This is a genomic window from Sphingobacterium multivorum, assembly GCF_039511225.1.
Classification (GTDB): Bacteria; Bacteroidota; Bacteroidia; order Sphingobacteriales; family Sphingobacteriaceae; genus Sphingobacterium.
On record NZ_CP154261.1, the window covers coordinates 2,214,316 to 2,231,706 of the forward strand.

At 41.3% G+C, this 17,391-nt stretch carries 15 protein-coding genes; 10 read left to right on the forward strand and 5 right to left on the reverse strand.

The genetic code is table 11. The features are described 5' to 3' along the window. Positions 1 to 191 precede the first annotated feature (191 nt). The 5 genes from AAH582_RS08975 to AAH582_RS08995 all read left to right on the forward strand — a co-directional run bounded on the left by AAH582_RS08975 (position 192) and on the right by AAH582_RS08995 (position 5,065). A complete protein-coding gene (locus tag AAH582_RS08975) occupies positions 192 to 1,004 on the forward strand; it encodes a hypothetical protein (RefSeq protein ID WP_286754385.1) in 813 nt (270 codons plus the stop codon). 4 nt (positions 1,005 to 1,008) lie between these two features. Beyond that, positions 1,009 to 2,505 (forward strand): nicotinate phosphoribosyltransferase, encoded by a 1,497-nt coding sequence (locus AAH582_RS08980; RefSeq protein ID WP_343321885.1) that lies wholly within the window; start codon positions 1,009 to 1,011, stop codon positions 2,503 to 2,505. Beyond that, positions 2,495 to 3,277, forward strand: a complete 783-nt coding sequence (gene nadE / locus AAH582_RS08985; RefSeq protein WP_343321886.1) for an NAD(+) synthase — start codon at positions 2,495 to 2,497, stop codon at positions 3,275 to 3,277. The genes AAH582_RS08980 and nadE overlap by 11 nt, the downstream gene beginning before the upstream one ends. 153 nt (positions 3,278 to 3,430) lie before the next feature. Further along, positions 3,431 to 4,357, forward strand: coding sequence for a hypothetical protein (locus AAH582_RS08990; RefSeq protein WP_197084137.1), 927 nt, complete (start codon positions 3,431 to 3,433; stop codon positions 4,355 to 4,357). Between the two features lie 3 nt (positions 4,358 to 4,360). Beyond that, positions 4,361 to 5,065 carry an NUDIX hydrolase gene (locus AAH582_RS08995; RefSeq protein WP_343321887.1) on the forward strand — a complete coding sequence of 235 codons (705 nt, stop codon included), beginning with the start codon at positions 4,361 to 4,363 and terminating at the stop codon, positions 5,063 to 5,065. 137 nt (positions 5,066 to 5,202) lie between these two features. Here the strand turns inward: AAH582_RS08995 and AAH582_RS09000 are convergent, their stop codons facing one another. Together AAH582_RS09000 and AAH582_RS09005 are read right to left on the reverse strand one after the other, a co-directional pair. Further along, positions 5,203 to 5,763, reverse strand: coding sequence for a hypothetical protein (locus AAH582_RS09000; protein ID WP_343321888.1), 561 nt, complete (start codon positions 5,761 to 5,763; stop codon positions 5,203 to 5,205). Between the two features lie 60 nt (positions 5,764 to 5,823). Then, positions 5,824 to 6,381, reverse strand: coding sequence for a hypothetical protein (locus tag AAH582_RS09005; protein WP_343321889.1), 558 nt, complete (start codon positions 6,379 to 6,381; stop codon positions 5,824 to 5,826). Between the two features lie 174 nt (positions 6,382 to 6,555). On the opposite strand from AAH582_RS09005, the gene AAH582_RS09010 reads away from it, so the two are divergent. The 3 genes from AAH582_RS09010 to AAH582_RS09020 are packed head-to-tail and all read left to right on the forward strand — an operon-like array spanning position 6,556 to position 11,827. Then, positions 6,556 to 9,033 (forward strand): SEL1-like repeat protein, encoded by a 2,478-nt coding sequence (locus AAH582_RS09010; RefSeq protein WP_343321890.1) that lies wholly within the window; start codon positions 6,556 to 6,558, stop codon positions 9,031 to 9,033. Positions 9,034 to 9,052: 19 nt separating this feature from the next. Then, complete coding sequence (locus AAH582_RS09015; RefSeq protein WP_343321891.1) at positions 9,053 to 11,599, forward strand: SEL1-like repeat protein; 2,547 nt, start codon at positions 9,053 to 9,055, stop codon at positions 11,597 to 11,599. A gap of 3 nt (positions 11,600 to 11,602) precedes the next feature. After that, entirely contained in the window at positions 11,603 to 11,827 is a 225-nt protein-coding gene (locus AAH582_RS09020; RefSeq protein WP_046675783.1) for a hypothetical protein, read from the forward strand. An 80-nt stretch (positions 11,828 to 11,907) separates the two neighbouring features. Here AAH582_RS09020 and AAH582_RS09025 read toward each other — a convergent pair whose 3' ends face one another. Further along, entirely contained in the window at positions 11,908 to 12,438 is a 531-nt protein-coding gene (locus AAH582_RS09025; RefSeq protein WP_046675784.1) for a YfiT family bacillithiol transferase, read from the reverse strand. Between the two features lie 201 nt (positions 12,439 to 12,639). Between AAH582_RS09025 and AAH582_RS09030 the strand changes: the two genes are divergently transcribed. Continuing rightward, complete coding sequence (locus tag AAH582_RS09030) at positions 12,640 to 13,305, forward strand: DUF2625 domain-containing protein (protein ID WP_046675785.1); 666 nt, start codon at positions 12,640 to 12,642, stop codon at positions 13,303 to 13,305. A 206-nt stretch (positions 13,306 to 13,511) separates the two neighbouring features. On the opposite strand, the gene AAH582_RS09035 is transcribed toward AAH582_RS09030, so the two are convergent. Together AAH582_RS09035 and AAH582_RS09040 are read right to left on the reverse strand one after the other, a co-directional pair. Continuing rightward, complete coding sequence (locus AAH582_RS09035) at positions 13,512 to 14,825, reverse strand: NYN domain-containing protein (protein WP_343321892.1); 1,314 nt, start codon at positions 14,823 to 14,825, stop codon at positions 13,512 to 13,514. Between the two features lie 411 nt (positions 14,826 to 15,236). Beyond that, entirely contained in the window at positions 15,237 to 16,031 is a 795-nt protein-coding gene (locus AAH582_RS09040) for an AraC family transcriptional regulator (protein WP_343321893.1), read from the reverse strand. 104 nt (positions 16,032 to 16,135) lie between these two features. Here AAH582_RS09040 and AAH582_RS09045 point away from each other — a divergent pair, with 104 nt between their 5' ends. Next, positions 16,136 to 17,347, forward strand: a complete 1,212-nt coding sequence (locus AAH582_RS09045; RefSeq protein ID WP_343321894.1) for a CynX/NimT family MFS transporter — start codon at positions 16,136 to 16,138, stop codon at positions 17,345 to 17,347. Positions 17,348 to 17,391: the final 44 nt, after the last annotated feature.

A 17,391-nucleotide genomic window follows, 5' to 3' on the forward strand; every position in this document is an offset into this window, starting at 1 on the left:
CAATAGTTAGAAATGGGCGATGAATTTTAAGTAAACTAATCTTACTTAAATTATTCTATTGATTGTTAGTATTTTATGGTGTTTTTTTGATTTTATGAGTAAAAAGTACTCAATATATTTTGCACGCTTAAATTTAATCTTCATATTTGTTGAGTAAAAAATACTCAATAGTATAACGTGAAATTAAAGCTATGATCGTATTAAATAAGCAACAGGTAGTCACAGAGCAATTTCCAAATGGGGAAACAAAAGTGAAAGATTTTGATCAGTTGATCTTAAAAGACAACCTTGTCGAATTTACCTATCAAGAAGATGGAGACTTAATCCGCTTGCTTTTTGTCAAGAAGCGGTTGGATGAAACCGAAGCTGAAACTTGTCGGTTATTGATCCGTTATATGCCCTATAGCCGTATGGATCGCAAAATAGAAGGTGATTTATTCACATTGAACTATGTGGCGGAGTTTATCAATAGTTTGCAATTTGATCAGGTGTTTGTGGTCGAACCGCATTCCCACGTTACCCTGGAACTTTTAGTGAACAGTGTTGGGGTTTATCCGGCATTGGACTGGTTGCCACAGTTGATGGAAAAGCTTGATTTTTCGGACAATGATCGGATTGTTTTCCCGGATAAAGGAGCGGCGGCACGTTACATCAACAGCGGCTATGAAAATAGCTGTGTTTTTGAGAAAAAGCGGAATCCACAAACAGGCCGGATCGAAGGGATGGAACTTAAGGCTGGAGATATTCCGCTCGGCGCAAAATGTATTATTGTCGATGACCTCTGTTCTGCAGGTGGCACATTTCTTTGGGCCGGGAAAATATTGAAAGAAATGGGAGCCAGTGCAGTTTATCTTTTGGTCACACATTGTGAAGCCCGAATTTTTAAAGGGACCCTGCTGGATGATGATTCACCGATAACCAGCGTCTTTACCACCAATTCCATGATGGATACCGAGCACCCAAAAATAAATTACATCAACTTAACGACTGAAAGTTATGTTTAAATCAATGAGCAAGAATCCAATACTTTGGACAGATGGTTATAAATTGTGTCATAAGGATCAATATCCAGCACATACGGAATGGGTTTATGAGACTTGGACGCCACGCATGTCTCGCATAGAAGGTATTAGTCATGTTGTATTTTTTGGATTACAGGGAGCCTTGGCCGAAATCACCAATTCATTTGATGCAAACTTTTTTGCTCAACCGGAAGAAGAGGTCGTGGCGGCTTACGAAGAGGCAATTGCAACTGTTTTTGAAAATACAAACGCGAAGTTTGCGGCGACGCATGATTCGAAACATATTCGCGACTTACATCGGCTGGGGTATCTTCCAATCAAGGTAAATGCGTTGCAGGAAGGAAGCTTGGTTCCTGTCGGCGTACCAATGTTTACGATTGAAAATACACATCCCGATTTTTTCTGGCTTCCGGGTTATCTGGAAACTCAATTATCGGCTTTTATCTGGTCACCGATGACTGCAGCGACAATCGCAGATCGCTATAAAAGGTTATTGACGGGGTTTGCCGAGAGGACGGGCGACGTCAATAAAGTCTTTACGCAGGCCGGAGATTTTTCCATGCGTGGTATGGGGTCTCCTGAAACGGCTTATCGTACGGCTGGGGGACATCTGTTGAGCTTCGGTGTCTCTGCTACATTGTCTGTTCGGGAGTATCTGAAATCCTACTATCATGCAAAAAGTGATGTAATGATGTACACCCCATCGACGGAGCACAGTGTAATGTGTTCGTACGGAGAGGACGAGGTAGAAGCATTTCGACATTTAATCACAACGGTGTATCCAAGTGGAAATATCTCCATCGTATCGGATACCTACGACCTCTGGAATGTAGTTGACAACGTATTGCCGCAATTGAAAGATCTTATTATGGCTAGGGAGGGGAAGGTTGTTATTCGTCCCGATAGTGGCGATCCTGTGAAGATTATCTGTGGCGATGCTGCATCTGATCGCAGTACTGTGCAGAAAGGTATCGTCGAACGTTTGTTTGAACTTTTTGGTGGTACGACCAACAGCAAAGGCTTTAAGGAGCTGGATCCCCATATTGGCGTAGTGTACGGTGATTCCATTACAGTCGATCGAGCGGATAAGATCTGTCAAGGTTTGCTGGATAAGGGTTTTGCCTCGACGAATACCATATTGGGCATAGGTTCGTATACCTATCAGTATGTGACACGGGATACCTTTGGCTTTGCGTTAAAAGGAACGGCCGAGATTGTCAATGGTGAGTTTAAAGCGATACAGAAACGTCCCGCCACAGATACTGGCAACTTTAAAAAATCGCAAAAGGGCATGGTCGCAGTAGTCTTTGAAAAAGACGATTTTCGTTTGATAGACGATCTTACACCGCAAACGGTCGCCGATCTGGGTGAACGAAATCTGCTGGAAACATGTTATCTGAATGGCGAATTTGTACGCACAACGCGTTTTGAAGAAATAAGGAATAGATTAAGAACTGAAACAATTCGAGTATATGGAAAATAGCGTAAACAAACCGTTTTTCATCCAGGATGAAAACGTTGCACAGTATGCACAATTGATGGCATCCTGGATTGCCCAACAGGTGAAATCGGCCGACCGCAAAGGACTTGTATTGGGTATGAGTGGTGGGATAGACTGCAGTGTTGTCGCTTGCCTATGCCGGCTGGCACAGGTGGATGTCCACTTGGTGTTGATGCCATATGGCAGTGATATGAACAAAAGTAAAAGCCATCAACATGCCATGGAGCTTATTCAGAAATTTGATTTTCCATTTCATGTATTTGACATTCAACCCGCGGTGGATGCGTTGGCCATTCATCAAGAACAGTTTATCGCAGAAGCTACCGGCACTAACCGCGCTTTGAGCCTTGCCAATATTCGTCCACGTGTTCGTATGACGTATTTGTATCAATTTGCACAATTGGGTAGTAGATTTGTTATTGGTACGGGGAATATGGCCGAAGCTACTGTAGGTTATTTTACGAAATGGGGTGATGGTGCCTATGATCTGAACCCGCTGGCAATGGTTACCAAACAGGAAGTGTATACCTTAGCCAAATATTTGGGTGTGCCCGAATCTATTCAGTATAAAAGTCCATCTGCTGGTCTTTGGGAGGGGCAGACCGATGAAGAGGAATTGGGTATGACCTATGCGCAAATCGATGGGTTTATTTTAAAAGGTACATCGGGCGATCCGGTTATAGACGAAATTATTCGTAAACGTATACAACAATCTGCCCACAAGTTTGCAGCGGTGCCTACATTCAAAGGTTAATTTTAAATGGTTCGAGAAGTCGACGCAGGCACTTCATAACAGGCAACAAGGGACAAAAAAGTACTATAGTGAAGATGATTTTCACTGGAAGAAGGCTTTAATGGCTTCATCGTTCTGCGAAATGAAGGCTGCGTTGAAATAAATATAGATGTTATGAAACTGAATAACATAAAAACACAATTTGATCAGATTGTAGATGTCCAACAGATTGCCAGCGGCAAAAAGGATAATGTAGCGGACATATTGACCTTGGCCAAGGACGAAGTTATCCCTCCAGCAGCCTCGGACAAAAGACGCACCTTGCTCTTGGCGATCGACGTCCAAAATGATTTTATGGAATCCATCGGTAGCCTTGCGGTCAATGGCTCAAAGGCCGATGTACAACGTCTGACGCAGTGGATGTATCGTAATATTGAGGCCTTAACGCAAGTCATGTGTAGTCTCGATTGTCACTCGATAAGGCAGATTTTCCATCCCGCTTGGTGGCTTGACAGTGCGGGAAATCATCCGGAGCCATTTACCATTATTCGCTATGCTGATGTCCGCGACGGTATCTGGCGTGCTGTGAATGGCCATACAGCCTTAGCGCTGGATTATCTCCAGCATTTGGAAGCTGAGGGAAAAAAACAATTGTGTATCTGGCCATACCATTGTCTGGAAGGGACTTCGGGGGCGCAGCTGGAGAGTCAATTCACCAATATGCTTTATTTTCACAGTGCAGCGCGTCAGGTCAAACCGATATTGGTTTATAAGGGGCAAGATCCAAATACGGAAATGTACGGTATTATCAAAGCGGAATATGACGATAATAAATTCGTAAATCATGCTGTGCTCGATGCAATTCGCGATTACGATGCGATATACATCGCCGGTCAAGCTTCCAGTCATTGTGTTTTAGCATCGGCCGTGCAGATTTTGGAATATTTTGAACAAGACCGAGCGATTACGTCACGAATCACCTTATTGATCGACTGTATGTCGCCCATCGCTGGATTTGAAGCGCAGACTTTACAGCAGTTTGAGGCTTTAAAGGAGAAGTATGGAATCCAGATCAAATTGTCAACCGAAGTAACTTTGTAGCAGATGACAGCCTCCGAAAAAAAATACACATATGATTACCCAAGGCCTGCTGTTACGGTTGACTGTGTAATCTTCGGCTTTGATAAAAACCAGCTTAAGGTATTATTGACCAAACGGGCAATAGAGCCTTTTGTGGGAAAATGGGCATTTCCTGGCGGTTTTATTCAGGAAGATGAAAACGCCGACGACTGTGCGCTTCGTAAACTGCAGGAGGAGGCCGGTCTCAAAGATATTTTCCTCGAACAGCTTTATACATTTTCAGACTTAGCTCGAGATCCGCGCGGAAGAGTCATTAGTATTGCTTACTATGCACTTGTCAGGCCCGATGCTTATACGTTGGAAGCAGGGGTTGATATCGATGCGGTGCAATGGTTTGGTATTGACGAAAAGATGGATCTCGCTTTTGACCATAAACAGATCTTGAATACCGCCATACAACGGCTCAGGGGTAAAATTCGTTATCAACCGATCGGTTTTGAGCTCTTGCCCGAACAGTTTACCTTGCCCGATTTACACAATTTGTATGAAACTGTTCTGCAGCGGTCAATTGATCGGGGAAACTTTCGTAAAAAAATTCTCAGCATGGGTTTATTGATCGACCACAGCGATAAGCAAAAAAACCGGCGTGCCAGGGCTGCAAAGATTTATAGTTTTGACAGGGTAAAATATAAAGAACTGACTGAATCGGGGTTTTATTTTGAAGTATAGGTCTAACCAACGGAGCAGGCAACCATGATATTGGCTCCTGCCTGCTTTCATTGCTGTCTGGTCTTTTTTAAGATCTTACGTGAATGTCCGGTGCAGCGCTATCTTAATGCACTAATTCGAGCTGAGTCGCGTTTGGGCTAACCCTGAAAATCACCACAATCATGGACTTCGAACTGATCGACTAAAGCTTTCTGTGTATAGTATTTTGCGATACGTTTATTTTTTAACAAAAGAGAATCCCCCTTAATTTTTAATTCGAAAATGGGCTCTTTCTCTATTTTCTTGAAGTAAAACTCATTATTTTTAGTCTTAATCGTGAGGCCGCTGTCACGAAAATTATAGGTGAAATCTTTGATTTGATAGATTTCATTGGAATCACAGACATTGACCAAAAGCAGTTGTTTTTTATTCATTTTGATTTCTGCAAGATCACATGCATAACATATTCCTGAGAATTCGATGCCATACTTCTTAAAACTATCGTTGCTTTCCGGTCGAAGAATAGCAATAGGATACAGCTGCTTAAAGAGCGAAAGGTTATCATCGGATATGGATGTTAGCTCTTTTTGTTTCTTTATGGAGTCTATGCTGGCGGTGCTGCTGAATGCGGCAGCTGATTTTTTAGCTTCATTCTTTTGCTGGCAGCTGAAAAACAATACCATGCAGGGCAGAAACATAGTCTTTAAGATTACCTTCATCGTTATTTTTCGCAATTATTGTTGTTACTCATAAACATATAGATTGAGAAACGGTTTTTGTTATTCAATCTCAACCCATTTTCTTTCGAAGTAGACGGTGCCTACCGGTGTATCGGTCGCGTCTATGATTTTCGCTGCTACAAAGTCGCCCTTTAGGCCAGCATATTTTAGTTTTAAACCTTTACTTTCTAAGTCGGAGGTATCATAGTATGCGCCTAATTTGAGTTGAAATGGATTGTGTTCCACATCATTGGTAAAGATGGAAAACAAAAGCAACTTCGTAGCCTGTTTATCTGCCTCTTCGTATCCAAAGAAGCGATGATCGATACGTATATTGGCATGTAAGCGTATCATACTGTCTCGAGCACTTAAGTTTACATAAGCTTTGGTGATTTCGTCAGATTCCAGTACGCTTTGTGCATTTGCTTGGTCAATGCTATCCAGTTTGGAAGTTTTTAACGATATACTTTCTTTTGAAGCAGTATTCTCGGCAGCTTTTTCCATGGCTTTGCTTGAGCTTACAGGTGCTTCGACTTGTTTCGGTTTTTCCTGACAAGCGATTTGTAACGAGAGGAGTGCTAATGCACTGCTATAATAACTGTATTTGAAATGATTCATTGTTCTTTCTGTTACAAAATCCAATCCAAAGTTGCAGAAAATAGGGGGAGAAAAAAATCCCTGTTTTCCGCTAATCGAAGAAATCGATAAATACGGTATTTTTACGGCATTCGCATGATTCTTGTCGTATGGAACGGATCAATGTGATACAACAAAAAACAGAAGAAATAAAGTATGGCGCATCGTATTTATATTTATAATGTAAATCTCAGGACCAAAGAAACATATCCCACTTACCTGGCCGAATGGAATTATGAAATTCCCATCCTCATGCTGCCATTATTTTCCGCCAATATCCGTTCCAAAGGTTCTCAGCTTTATGCCAACAAGGAAGATGGGATCGCAAGACTTCGCTATTTTTATGCGTTGTTGGCTGATAGGTATCAATTGCATTATAAAAAAAGCTATTATGAGCCTGTCAACAACATGTTTGAATTTTTGGAAGCGCTACCTTTTGATACCTTGCAGATCGATGGACGCGATGTTTTTACCATGAATGCGGAAAAAGATGTGGAGCAAGCCAAAGATTGGGTGGAAGAAATTAAAATGCAAGCCTTATTGTATGAACAAGCTGTCGATGAGCAGTCCTTAGATCCGCTGGACCCGCTTGTGAAAGCGTCTGGTTATACTTCTTTTTTAGATGCCCTTCAAACCGATTGGATTGATTATGGATTGGGTTTATGGGAAGAAGAAGTTCTGAAAGGGCCAGAGCCTGAGATTTTTGAAGCAGGAGGAAAGCAGGGATTAAAAAATGCCAAGGGGGATATTTTGGTTGAGGCGATTTATGATGAAATATTCGAATTCAATGAACAGGGGATCGCCGTTGTTGAACGCGATGGCCTTTTTGGTTATATTGATACGAGTGGCACTATACTAATTCCATGTCAATATGTGGAGGCCTTTGATGCCCGGCATATCAACGGGAACAATTACGCTGAAGTGGAAGTGGCAGGGAAACGTGGGGTACTGCATATTGATACCAAACAGCTGAGCATACCTGCATTATATGATGAACTCGACTGGATCGCCTATGGCTTTTTAAATGCAAGACAGGGGGATAGCCACATACTCCTTTCGGCTGAAGGACGATTGATTATTTCAGATCCCGCACCCGAGTCGTTTATGTATGACTATAACAAGTTGTTCTATAGCCGGCAAAAAGGAACGATAAAAAGGAAGTATTACCTAATGGATGGTCAGTTTTTAGGGACTTTTTTGGAAGGTAGCCTGGAGCCGCTAGCCAATCGCTATTTTTGGATTAAACCCAATAAGCTACAGTCAAAAATTGCCGTCATTCAACCCGATGGTAATATTTTGGATGAAGGAATTGACCGGATTATAGTGTTGGACGACTATCGAAGTATTGCGTATCTCAAAAATAAAAGATGGCAGATCTATTCGCTTGAACTAGGCTTATTCCGATTGGCTGATTTAACGATTGATAAGGTTCTAGTCGATCATATACAACAGTACCGTAAAGATATTTTTGTCGTCGGCTGTGCTCAAGGGCAGGGGATTTACGACGCTCATCGAGGGGAATGGTTACTTGAACCTGCTATTACCTATCAAAAAATCGAACATTGCTTTTTGGATTTTATGCGCATACACTGTGCACAGGGTATGTACTGCTTCGATACGAAGCTTAACGTCCGTAGCGCGCTGTATGATTATATCTGTTCGCCTTTTCATTACCCAAGACCAGAAGCGGCGGAAGGTGAACTGTTGCTTTTATTCAAAGGGGATAAGTTGTTTAATTTGGATTTAAATCGAAATGTTGTCGAGATTCCCGAAACAGCATATGGCTATTTGTATTCCGAGCGATACCAGCTCCGGGGGCGCGATCAAAGCTATTTTGTACAGTTCTATCAGGCATGGATCAAGCGTAAGGGCGACGGCTACGAACAGTATTTTGACAATGAAACGCTGTTGGAAAATGGTAAGAAGCTGGAAGCGGAGGGAAAAATTTCAGATGCCATTCGATTGTTCAGCATCGGAGCAGATCGGGGTAGTGCAGACTGTCAATATCTGCTTGGAAACATCTTTACGGATGATGACTACGAGGGGATGGATATCGAAAAAGGAAAGTCTTTTTATGAAAAAGCCATGGCTCAGGATCATGCGCAGGCATGGAATAATTGGGGATTTTTATATGCCACAGGCCATGGTGTAGCATTTGATGTATCCAAAGCCTTAAAGGCCTATCAAAAGTCTGCTGCGCTAGGTGAAGCGCAGGCTATGAGCAACCTGGGTAACTGGTATTATGAGGGTGAATATGTGGAACAAGATTATGCCTTGGCCCTGGATTATTTTAAACAAGCGGAAAAAGCGGGGATTTATAATGATGCTCAAATCGCAGAAATCTACTATCAAGGGCAAGATTATGCGAACTTATTGCGTTATTTGAAAAAGGATCCCAACAATCTATTTTCTGCTATTTATTATGGGATTCTATATGAGGAAGGCTTTGGTGTAAAACAAAGCTTGCAAAAAGCAATCCGCTATTATGAAAAAGCCAATGAAAATAGCGTGTACGCCTATGCCGTTAATCGTTTGTTACAACTCTATGGAGCACATGGAGCAGCTTCAGACGCGGATAAATACGGATTTTGGTTAAATTTTGCTCAAGAAAATGCTGTTGAAATTGATCAATAGTAAGAGAATTGCATAAAAAATGGCTCATCGCATATATATTTACAATACAGATAAGAAGGATCAAGATTACTTTCCTCATTATTTAGGGGAATGGAACTATGTGATTCCACCCTTTTTTTTACCGCTATTTGCTGCTAATTCGAAGGCAAAAGGTACCTTAATTTACTCCGAAAAGAAACCGGGAATCAGCAAGCTTCGTGCGTTTTATGATTTGCTCATTCATGAATATGGGTTAAATTCCGATGCGCAGGCCATGGCAGCTATCGGGAAACTGTTCGATTTTTTGGACGGTTTACCCTTCAATTATTTCCAGCTGAACGCAAGTGATGTATTTAACATGAGCGATGTTAAACATAGCCAACAGGCCAAAGATTTTGCAATTGAAATCTTTGAGAAGAATGTGCTCTATGAAAAAGCAATCGAAAAACAATCCTTAGCTGAGCTTGAGTTTATTTTGGTGTCCGCTGGTTATACTTCTTTTTTAGCGATGCTCGAACTGGAATGGAGCAACTATGGCTTAGGCTGGTGGAATAGAGACGCGATTGATAGTGTAGATAATCAGTTTTTTGAAGATCAGGGGCTTTGGGGGATACGCAATGCAAAAGGGGAGGTGAAGGTCGAAGCTAGCTATCAGGAAATTGGTAATTTTGAGTGTGAAGGTATCGCAGTCATACAGAAAAATGAGCTGTTCGGTTATTTGAATAGGGGTGGAGAAGAAACTATTTCCTGTGTTTATTCATCGGCGGCGCCAGCCCAATATGGAGCGGGATCAACGGTTGGTAAGGTGAGCTTAGCTAAAAAATATGGATTAGTCAACGTCGGGAACGGAGAAATAATCATACCACTTGAATATGATGAACTCGAAGACTTTGCTTACGGTTATTATCAAGGGAAGAAAGATCAGCAATATTATATCATTGATGCCCAGGGTCAGCTCTTCAATGTTGGCGGTGCGGACAAACCGTTTGAAATTGATTATGATGGATTTATTTATCAAGAGATTGGGGGTAATAAACTGCGTCATTATTATTCCAATAGCGGTATTTTGCTTGGTGCTTTTGCCAGCGGTGCACTGAGCGAATTGCTGTTTGATTTTTATGCAGTCAATTTGAATAATAAAAAGAAAAAATCAGTTTTGTCTCCCGACGGAACTATCTTGGTCAAAGATGTTGATTTACTCAATGCCGGAAATGGGCGATGCGCAGTATTCTTTGCTGATTCCGGCGGTATCCGTTTGTATGACCTGGAAGCCCGCGCCTTTGTATTGCAAGACTTGGGAATTCGGTCCATTCAAGGGGGGACTGATTTTGGTAATGGCGCCTGGGATTGCTATATTATCGAAACAGCAACCGGGAAGGGAATCTATCAGGTTGCTGAAAAGGGCTGGCTGGTACCGCTCTCAACGCACTATGTAAAAATTGTTTATGCGGTGATGGATTATTTTATTCTGAAAGACCATGCGGGGAGATATTACTATTTTGACGTTGTTCAAAGGGCGCTCAGTTCCGCTTACGATTATATCTGCGCAAGTGTTGATCATTATCAGGATTTGATGTTGCTGCAAGGCGAGCTGCTGTATAAAAAAGGCTACGGCGACGTGGAAATAATTCGGGAAGATCAATATGGTCAGTTTCTGAAGAAGCTGGATCAATTGTCTGGGGAAGATTTTGAAATATGTAATCGTTTTTTTGAAGGGTGGAAGGCTGCGAAGGGCGATAATTTTGAGTCCAGTTATGATAGTTATACGCTATATCATATGGCTTTGGACTGTTGCCGACAAGGCGATGTCGAAATGGCGATACGCTATTTTACCTTTTCTGCCGACCAGGGTAATCAAAGCAGCATGCATGAATTGGGGAATATCTATACGGATACCGATAGCGAAGACAATCCTTTTTTAGATTTGGACAAAGGAATTCAATATTATGAACAAGCGGCCCAAAAGGATTATGCCGCTGCATGGAATGCAATTGGCTACCTCTTTCAGTATGGTATCGGCTATAAAAAGGACCTGGAAAAGTCATTTAATGCCTACATGAAAGGAGCAGAGTTGGGTAATGGCTATGCTTTGTCCAATTTAGGCTACTTTTATTCAAGTGGAACCTATGTCGAAGAAGATCTGGAAAAAGCCCTCAGCTATTATCAGAAAGCTGAATTAAAATTAGTTGAGAACAATAGCAATATAGCTTCTATCTATTACAGTTTGGAGGATTACGATCGTCTATTGGTTTATTTGAAAAGGGATAAAGAAAATAGTTATTCCAATATTTATTATGGATTGCTCTATGATCAGGGACTTAAATTTAAAAAGGACAGTAAAAAGGCGATCCACTATTTTGAACGAGCCAACGACTATGGCGTTTACGAAAGTGCTACTGCTCGGTTATTGGATTATTACAAGAATGATCCTACATTTAGAAATCAGGAAAAATATGTCCAGTGGCTTGATTTTGCAAAAAAAAATGAACTGGATATCGAACTGGATTTATTGCAATGGGATAATCAGTCTGAAGATTCAGGTGCTAGCTCGTCCTTTTTTGGCAAACTATTTAAAAAGAAAAAGTAAAATATGTTATCATCAGCAAATATAGATTTTAGTGGCATTCTGATCGACTTGATCCTGATTGTTTTTTTTGGATTTGGAACACTTTATACGTTATCTGCAGGCATTGTTCATCGTGTAAAGAAGCAGACACGGACGGTAGGATATTATTTCCTGTCCTTTGTGGTATCGGGTGTTATTGGACTGGTTGCCGCCGGATTGCTGGCCTTTATATGGGCGATGTCATTATAATAAAGTGACGGCAATAAAGTGAATTTATCGCAATGATCTTTGACTTTAAGTGAAATGATCATTGCGATATGTGATTCCCATCAATGGTTTTTAGCGTTGACAATGTGCATCAGGTGGTGATTGCAATGCCAGGCATAGAGGCCAATATTGATCTTTAAAGAAATCAACCTTTTGGTCGCAGGATGAATAAAACCTCTTTCAAGCTGTTCGCCAGTTAAGCTTTTCAACAAAATAACCCAGCGCTCATGTAAGCCTTCGAGCAATTTGATTGAGCTTTCTATTGGAATATTTTTTGCGTCGGGAAGCTCGGCCCACAATTTCTCCTCATATAATTTGATGGTTGGGTCTTCTTCTGTGAGGGCTAATTTAAAACGGACAAAGCTGTTCATGTGGCTGTCGGCGCAGTGATGAACGACCTGACGAATCGTCCAGCCTTCGGGACGGTAGCGTTTTTCCAGTAGGTCGTCGGTTAAATCGCCGACTTCGGATTTTAACCGGGCCGGAAAGTCGGCAATTGTTTTGATCCAGTCATTCAACAGGGATTTGTCGATGACATCGGGTATCGCAAAGCGACCTATAGGGTATCTGAGTTTTTCTAATTCATGTTGCATAACTTAAAATTAGTTAAAATAGACACAAGGTTCCTAATCTTTAGGTGTATGTTTTCGAAGAATATTTTCTTCGATTTGCTCTTGGGGCTGTTGTAATTTGGATGCGATTAAGAATTGTGGTAATTTCGGCACAATGAATAGCTGGATACCGCTCCGATTCGACCGGTAGACTAGTTGGTCGCTGCATAAAACATATAGGAAATGAAAAGTCTAAAAGAACTGATTGATACAAGCAATTCAGGATGGAAATTGGTAGAAGGTTGGATGAAGGAAGCGACAAATTCATATGAACTGCTTCCTCGAAACCCTAAGCGGGCTGATGAGGAACTTTTAAGAGCCCAAATTACCACCAAATCTCCTATGGGAGCCATTATTCATCAAACAGGTGGTATTTTAATCGATGGGGGCTGGTTACGTATTTTAGGCTCTGGCTCGTCGCAGTTGGACCGAGGGATTATGGAGTGGAATAAGGGTAAAAGCTTTGACAAGGAGGGTGAAAAGGGTGGTTTTCTGCTGATTGCCGACGATGTCTTGGGCGGTTATTTCGCTATTAATGCCGGTGCGCTGGGAGATGCTATTGGACAGGTCTATTATTTCGCGCAAGATACCTTACAATGGGAAAGTTTGGAATGTGGTTATTCAGATTTTGTTTTTTGGGCATTGAAAGGCGATATTAGGCAGTTTTATGAAACATTTAAATGGAAAGACTGGCGGGAAGAGGTTAAATTGCTGAACGGTAATCAAGTTTTTTCGTTTTACCCGTTTTTGTGGACTGAAGAAGCACGTGATTTTCGTAAAGTGGATCGTAAGCCAATGGCCATCGATGAGAACTACCACTTTACGATGGAATTTGCTGGTGGACGCTAGTTGTTATTTCAATACGATAAGGCGACTCACTTAAGAATAAGACAAATATCCCGGCCAAGGAGCGTTCTCCTGGCCTTTTTTTTATCCAAAATCTGCTCGGCGAACCAACGGCAAGAAATTGGGATCTATCAGCCTTTATAGGCGACAAGACAATAATACATGGTCCTATCGCCTAAATAGCTTGGTGATCGTGTCCTGACCCTTACTTAAACTGATTTATTTTGCAAACTAAAGCTAACCTCGTTAAGTTTGACTAGTTGTAGTTGGATTCCCTCGCTTAGATCGAGCTTGGTTGCAGCTTCTTTTCCCAATTTAAGCACATGAAATCCACGGCCCCGATAAGTGAAATTACATTCATATTCTCCAGCATCAATCATAATTCTCAATTTTTGGGATTTGGTCGGAAACAGGGGTTTGAATTCTTTTGTGATCCGTATTTGCGACTTTTTCACGTCATCTGCCGTAATTATGTTTCCTTCCGAAGGGAACAACATACTCCCGGGCAAAATGTCTATGGTTGGAGCGGTTGATATTTCTTTTTGTTCCTGTTTCGCTGGACTTTGTGTGATTTCTTTTTGCGTTGTTTCGAGAGCCCCTTTATCCTGACGTTTCTTTGGTCTTCCTTTTTTTCTGCTGTTTTGATTCGCTGGTTTTTCTGTTTTTTCTGTCGGTGTTACTACAGTAGTCGGAATAGCTGTATGCGTTGTATCTAAAGAGGGAGTAGCTGTAACAGCAGATAGAGGACGCTTAATGATGTTCCGGATATAATAGTGTTTTATCCGTGATTTGTCGGTGTTTCGCTCCTCAATTTCAAAATCTTCTTTGTAGGCTTTGAAAAGATGAGACATCTTATCGTATCCATAGTTGCGCGCATCAAAATCAGGCTTTCTTTTGTTGAAAAGACTCCCGATCTCACCCAAGAATGCCCAGCCATTTTCATCTGCAGTATCATCCACCGTGTCCTTCAAAAGTTCCAAAGTCTCCTCATCCAATACGGCAATACTTGTCGGATTGTCGACGGGAGCAGGCTTGGGCTGATTTTGTTGTTTTTTCTTTGTTACTGTTTCTTTCTTTTGATTTTTTTCAAAAATCTCGACATAAATGAACTTATCGCAGGAGGCTATAAAGGGTTTGGGTGTCTTTTTCTCACCGATACCGATGACCAGTTTGCCTGACTCCCGTAGACGTGTCGCCAATCGGGTAAAATCGCTGTCGCTGGATACAATACAAAACCCGTCAACGCGGTCTGAATGCAGAATATCCATGGCGTCAATAATTAACGCAGAATCGGTTGAATTTTTGCCTTGCGTATAACTGTATTGTTGTATGGGCGTTATTGCGTGGGTAAGGAGTTTGTCTTTCCATTTTTCAACATATGGGTTGGTCCAATCTCCGTAGATGCGTTTGATGGTCGGAATTCCATATCTTTTGACTTCATTCAAAATCTCTTCGATCTTGCGATAAGATACATTATCCGCATCGATTAGTATTGCGATTTGCAAATCCCCATGTTCTGCCATATATGTTTAGCTTATTTTTTCAATATTTAAAACCTATTTTGTTCGTATGATCTTTTCACATCCGATTTATTTGTTAAAAATACAGTATTGTTAAAGATATTCTTGAATTTTTTGAGAATTAATTTGAGCGCTACTTTTGAGAACAGGAGATCAGCAGTTTTTGTTTTAGCGTAGGAGGGATTTAATTACGTTTGCGAAGCGACGAAATGAATTGAGGCATGGTGAAAAATAAATAAAAAAAGGTTTTCAAACGGGGAGAATGAAAACCTTAAATAACCAATTATAAACCTAAATTATGATGACACAAAGATAGTGTAAATATTACACCTGTGCAAATATTCTTTACTATTTTTTTTAATACCCTGAATTTTGTAGCTAAACAGCTACAAACCGTTTGTGACTGGGGCAAAACTAGTCCACCATGAAGTTTGAAGGCCTATACTTCATCACCGCATAAAAGCTATTGGTGAATGCTTGGACGCTTTTATAACCGACTTTATACGCAATTTGGGAGATGGTGAATTGCTTTGTGCTCAGAAGCTCCAAGCTTTTGATAATACGGAGTAGCTGCTGATATTTTGCAAGTGTCATGCCGGTTTCTTTTTTAAAAAGGCGCTCAATAGTTCGGAGCGAAAGATTGGACAGTATGGCGATCTCATCTAATGTGATGGCTTCTGTGTAATGGTCATGCAGGTGATTTAAGACGGTTTGAAGCCTACTTTCATGCGGAAGCGTAATTTCTAAGTGGAGTAATTGTGAGCAAAAATAGGGGAGTTCATTTAATAATGCGCCTAGAAAAACTTTCTCCTGTTGATTTTCTCCCATCGATTTCGACCATTTTTCACAATATAAAATCATTTCCCTTAATACTTTAGGAGCAGAAAATAGCTGTACCTGATTGAAAAACAAATGCTCTTGTGAGCCGTCGAATTGTGGGGGATCAAAAAAAAGAACCATAAGCTTAATGCGTTCCGAGTGGGAGTTGGTCTTATGTAATGCACCTGAGGGAATCCAGGCAACGTGATTTTGGGGGAGTAGATACATTTTTCCTGCAACGGTAAGGTATTGAAAACCCTGCTCGACATAGATCAACTGACCTTTCCGATGACTGTGTAATTCGTCGTCGTGTATCCAGTTTTCTTCAAACCAGACAAAGGTTGATTTCTGGATGCCTTCAATTGTCAACGTATGATTTGTCCGATCCATGTCGTTTTAAATTAAATAAATGGCAAATTTAATTAAAATTCCAGACATACCTTTGCAAGCATTCATTACGTGTATAACTTGGTTTACATGTATAATGTGGTTTTATGATGAAAGAAAATATAAAAATATCCGCAGCTGTTTCTTGGACCTGGTTATCCATATTGGTTGTCGTATTAGTCTCAACCAATCTGCGGTCACCAATCACAGCCGTTGGCCCTGTACTGGGGCAAATCAGTGAAGATTTGCAATTAAATAGTTTTCAAAGCAGTCTATTGACGGCAATACCTCTTTTTATGTTTGCGAGCTGTTCTGTAGCAGTGAGCCGATATTCACATAAACTGGGCATGCACCGTTTTTTATTACTCGGTTTAATGACGTTGAGTGTAGGAATTGTGCTTCGGGTTTGGGGTAATACGCCAACGCTGTTTGTGGGATCTTTTTTAATCGGGCTTGGGATCTGTGTGGGCAATGTCGTTACGCCCGGTTATATAAAAACAAATTTTCCAAAGCAGATTGGACTGATGACAGGCATTTTTGCAGTAGCAATGAATCTGACCGCAGCTTTTGCTTCGGGCTTTAGTTTACGATTGGGCGAATGGACTGGTCTCGGGTGGCAGGGTTCCTTGGGCGTTTGGGTGATTTTAGCCCTGTTATCTCTTATCGTTGCTTTCTTTGATGCTTTAAGCCGAAAGAAAGCACAGGGTATCACTGAAAATAGACCGGCGATAAGTGGACTCGGACATATCTTTAGGTCAAGATTAGCTTGGTATATCAGCTTATTTATGGGTATTCAGTCCTTAATTTACTACAGTTTGATTTCTTGGCTACCTAAAGTATTGGTCGATTATGGTATGCCAGCGGAGGATACGGGCTGGTTGCTTTTTTTGATCCAAATTGCCATGCTTCCCATAATGTTTATTGGGCCTATTTTGGCACATCGGATGAAGGATCAGCGTCTAATGGCAGCGGCTGTTGCGATAGGCATGCTTGGAAGCATCTTTATATTTTGGCATTACAAACTTCAGGGAATTTATGTTGCCGCCATATTGTTGGGACTTTCCAATGGATTGTCTTTCAGTTTGTCTATTCTTTTCTTTACCCTGCGGGCGAGGTCAACAGCGAATGCGATTAAAATATCGGGCATGGCCCAGTCTGTTGGTTATCTGATTGCAGCTTTTGGTCCGCCGGTATTCGGTAAGCTGCACGAAATAGATGCTACCTGGAATTACTCCTTCTATTTTTTAGCGGGCAGTATCGTACTTTTATTGTTTGCAGGATGGAAGGCCGGGGAAGATAAGTATGTAGCGGAAGATTAAAGATAAGGCTACATCAGGCACAGCTGTTTAGCTGATGTAGCCTT

What these genes read in the sequence shown, in the direction of transcription:
- AAH582_RS08975 (WP_286754385.1), top strand. Translation starts at nt 192, where the DNA reads ATGATCGTATTAAATAAGCAACAGGTAGTCACAGAGCAATTTCCAAAT.
- AAH582_RS08980 (WP_343321885.1), top strand. Translation starts at nt 1,009, where the DNA reads ATGAGCAAGAATCCAATACTTTGGACAGATGGTTATAAATTGTGTCAT.
- nadE (WP_343321886.1), top strand. Translation starts at nt 2,495, where the DNA reads ATGGAAAATAGCGTAAACAAACCGTTTTTCATCCAGGATGAAAACGTT.
- AAH582_RS08990 (WP_197084137.1), top strand. Translation starts at nt 3,431, where the DNA reads ATGAAACTGAATAACATAAAAACACAATTTGATCAGATTGTAGATGTC.
- AAH582_RS08995 (WP_343321887.1), top strand. Translation starts at nt 4,361, where the DNA reads ATGACAGCCTCCGAAAAAAAATACACATATGATTACCCAAGGCCTGCT.
- AAH582_RS09000 (WP_343321888.1), bottom strand. Translation starts at nt 5,763, where the DNA reads ATGAAGGTAATCTTAAAGACTATGTTTCTGCCCTGCATGGTATTGTTT.
- AAH582_RS09005 (WP_343321889.1), bottom strand. Translation starts at nt 6,381, where the DNA reads ATGAATCATTTCAAATACAGTTATTATAGCAGTGCATTAGCACTCCTC.
- AAH582_RS09010 (WP_343321890.1), top strand. Translation starts at nt 6,556, where the DNA reads ATGGCGCATCGTATTTATATTTATAATGTAAATCTCAGGACCAAAGAA.
- AAH582_RS09015 (WP_343321891.1), top strand. Translation starts at nt 9,053, where the DNA reads ATGGCTCATCGCATATATATTTACAATACAGATAAGAAGGATCAAGAT.
- AAH582_RS09020 (WP_046675783.1), top strand. Translation starts at nt 11,603, where the DNA reads ATGTTATCATCAGCAAATATAGATTTTAGTGGCATTCTGATCGACTTG.
- AAH582_RS09025 (WP_046675784.1), bottom strand. Translation starts at nt 12,438, where the DNA reads ATGCAACATGAATTAGAAAAACTCAGATACCCTATAGGTCGCTTTGCG.
- AAH582_RS09030 (WP_046675785.1), top strand. Translation starts at nt 12,640, where the DNA reads ATGAAAAGTCTAAAAGAACTGATTGATACAAGCAATTCAGGATGGAAA.
- AAH582_RS09035 (WP_343321892.1), bottom strand. Translation starts at nt 14,825, where the DNA reads ATGGCAGAACATGGGGATTTGCAAATCGCAATACTAATCGATGCGGAT.
- AAH582_RS09040 (WP_343321893.1), bottom strand. Translation starts at nt 16,031, where the DNA reads ATGGATCGGACAAATCATACGTTGACAATTGAAGGCATCCAGAAATCA.
- AAH582_RS09045 (WP_343321894.1), top strand. Translation starts at nt 16,136, where the DNA reads ATGATGAAAGAAAATATAAAAATATCCGCAGCTGTTTCTTGGACCTGG.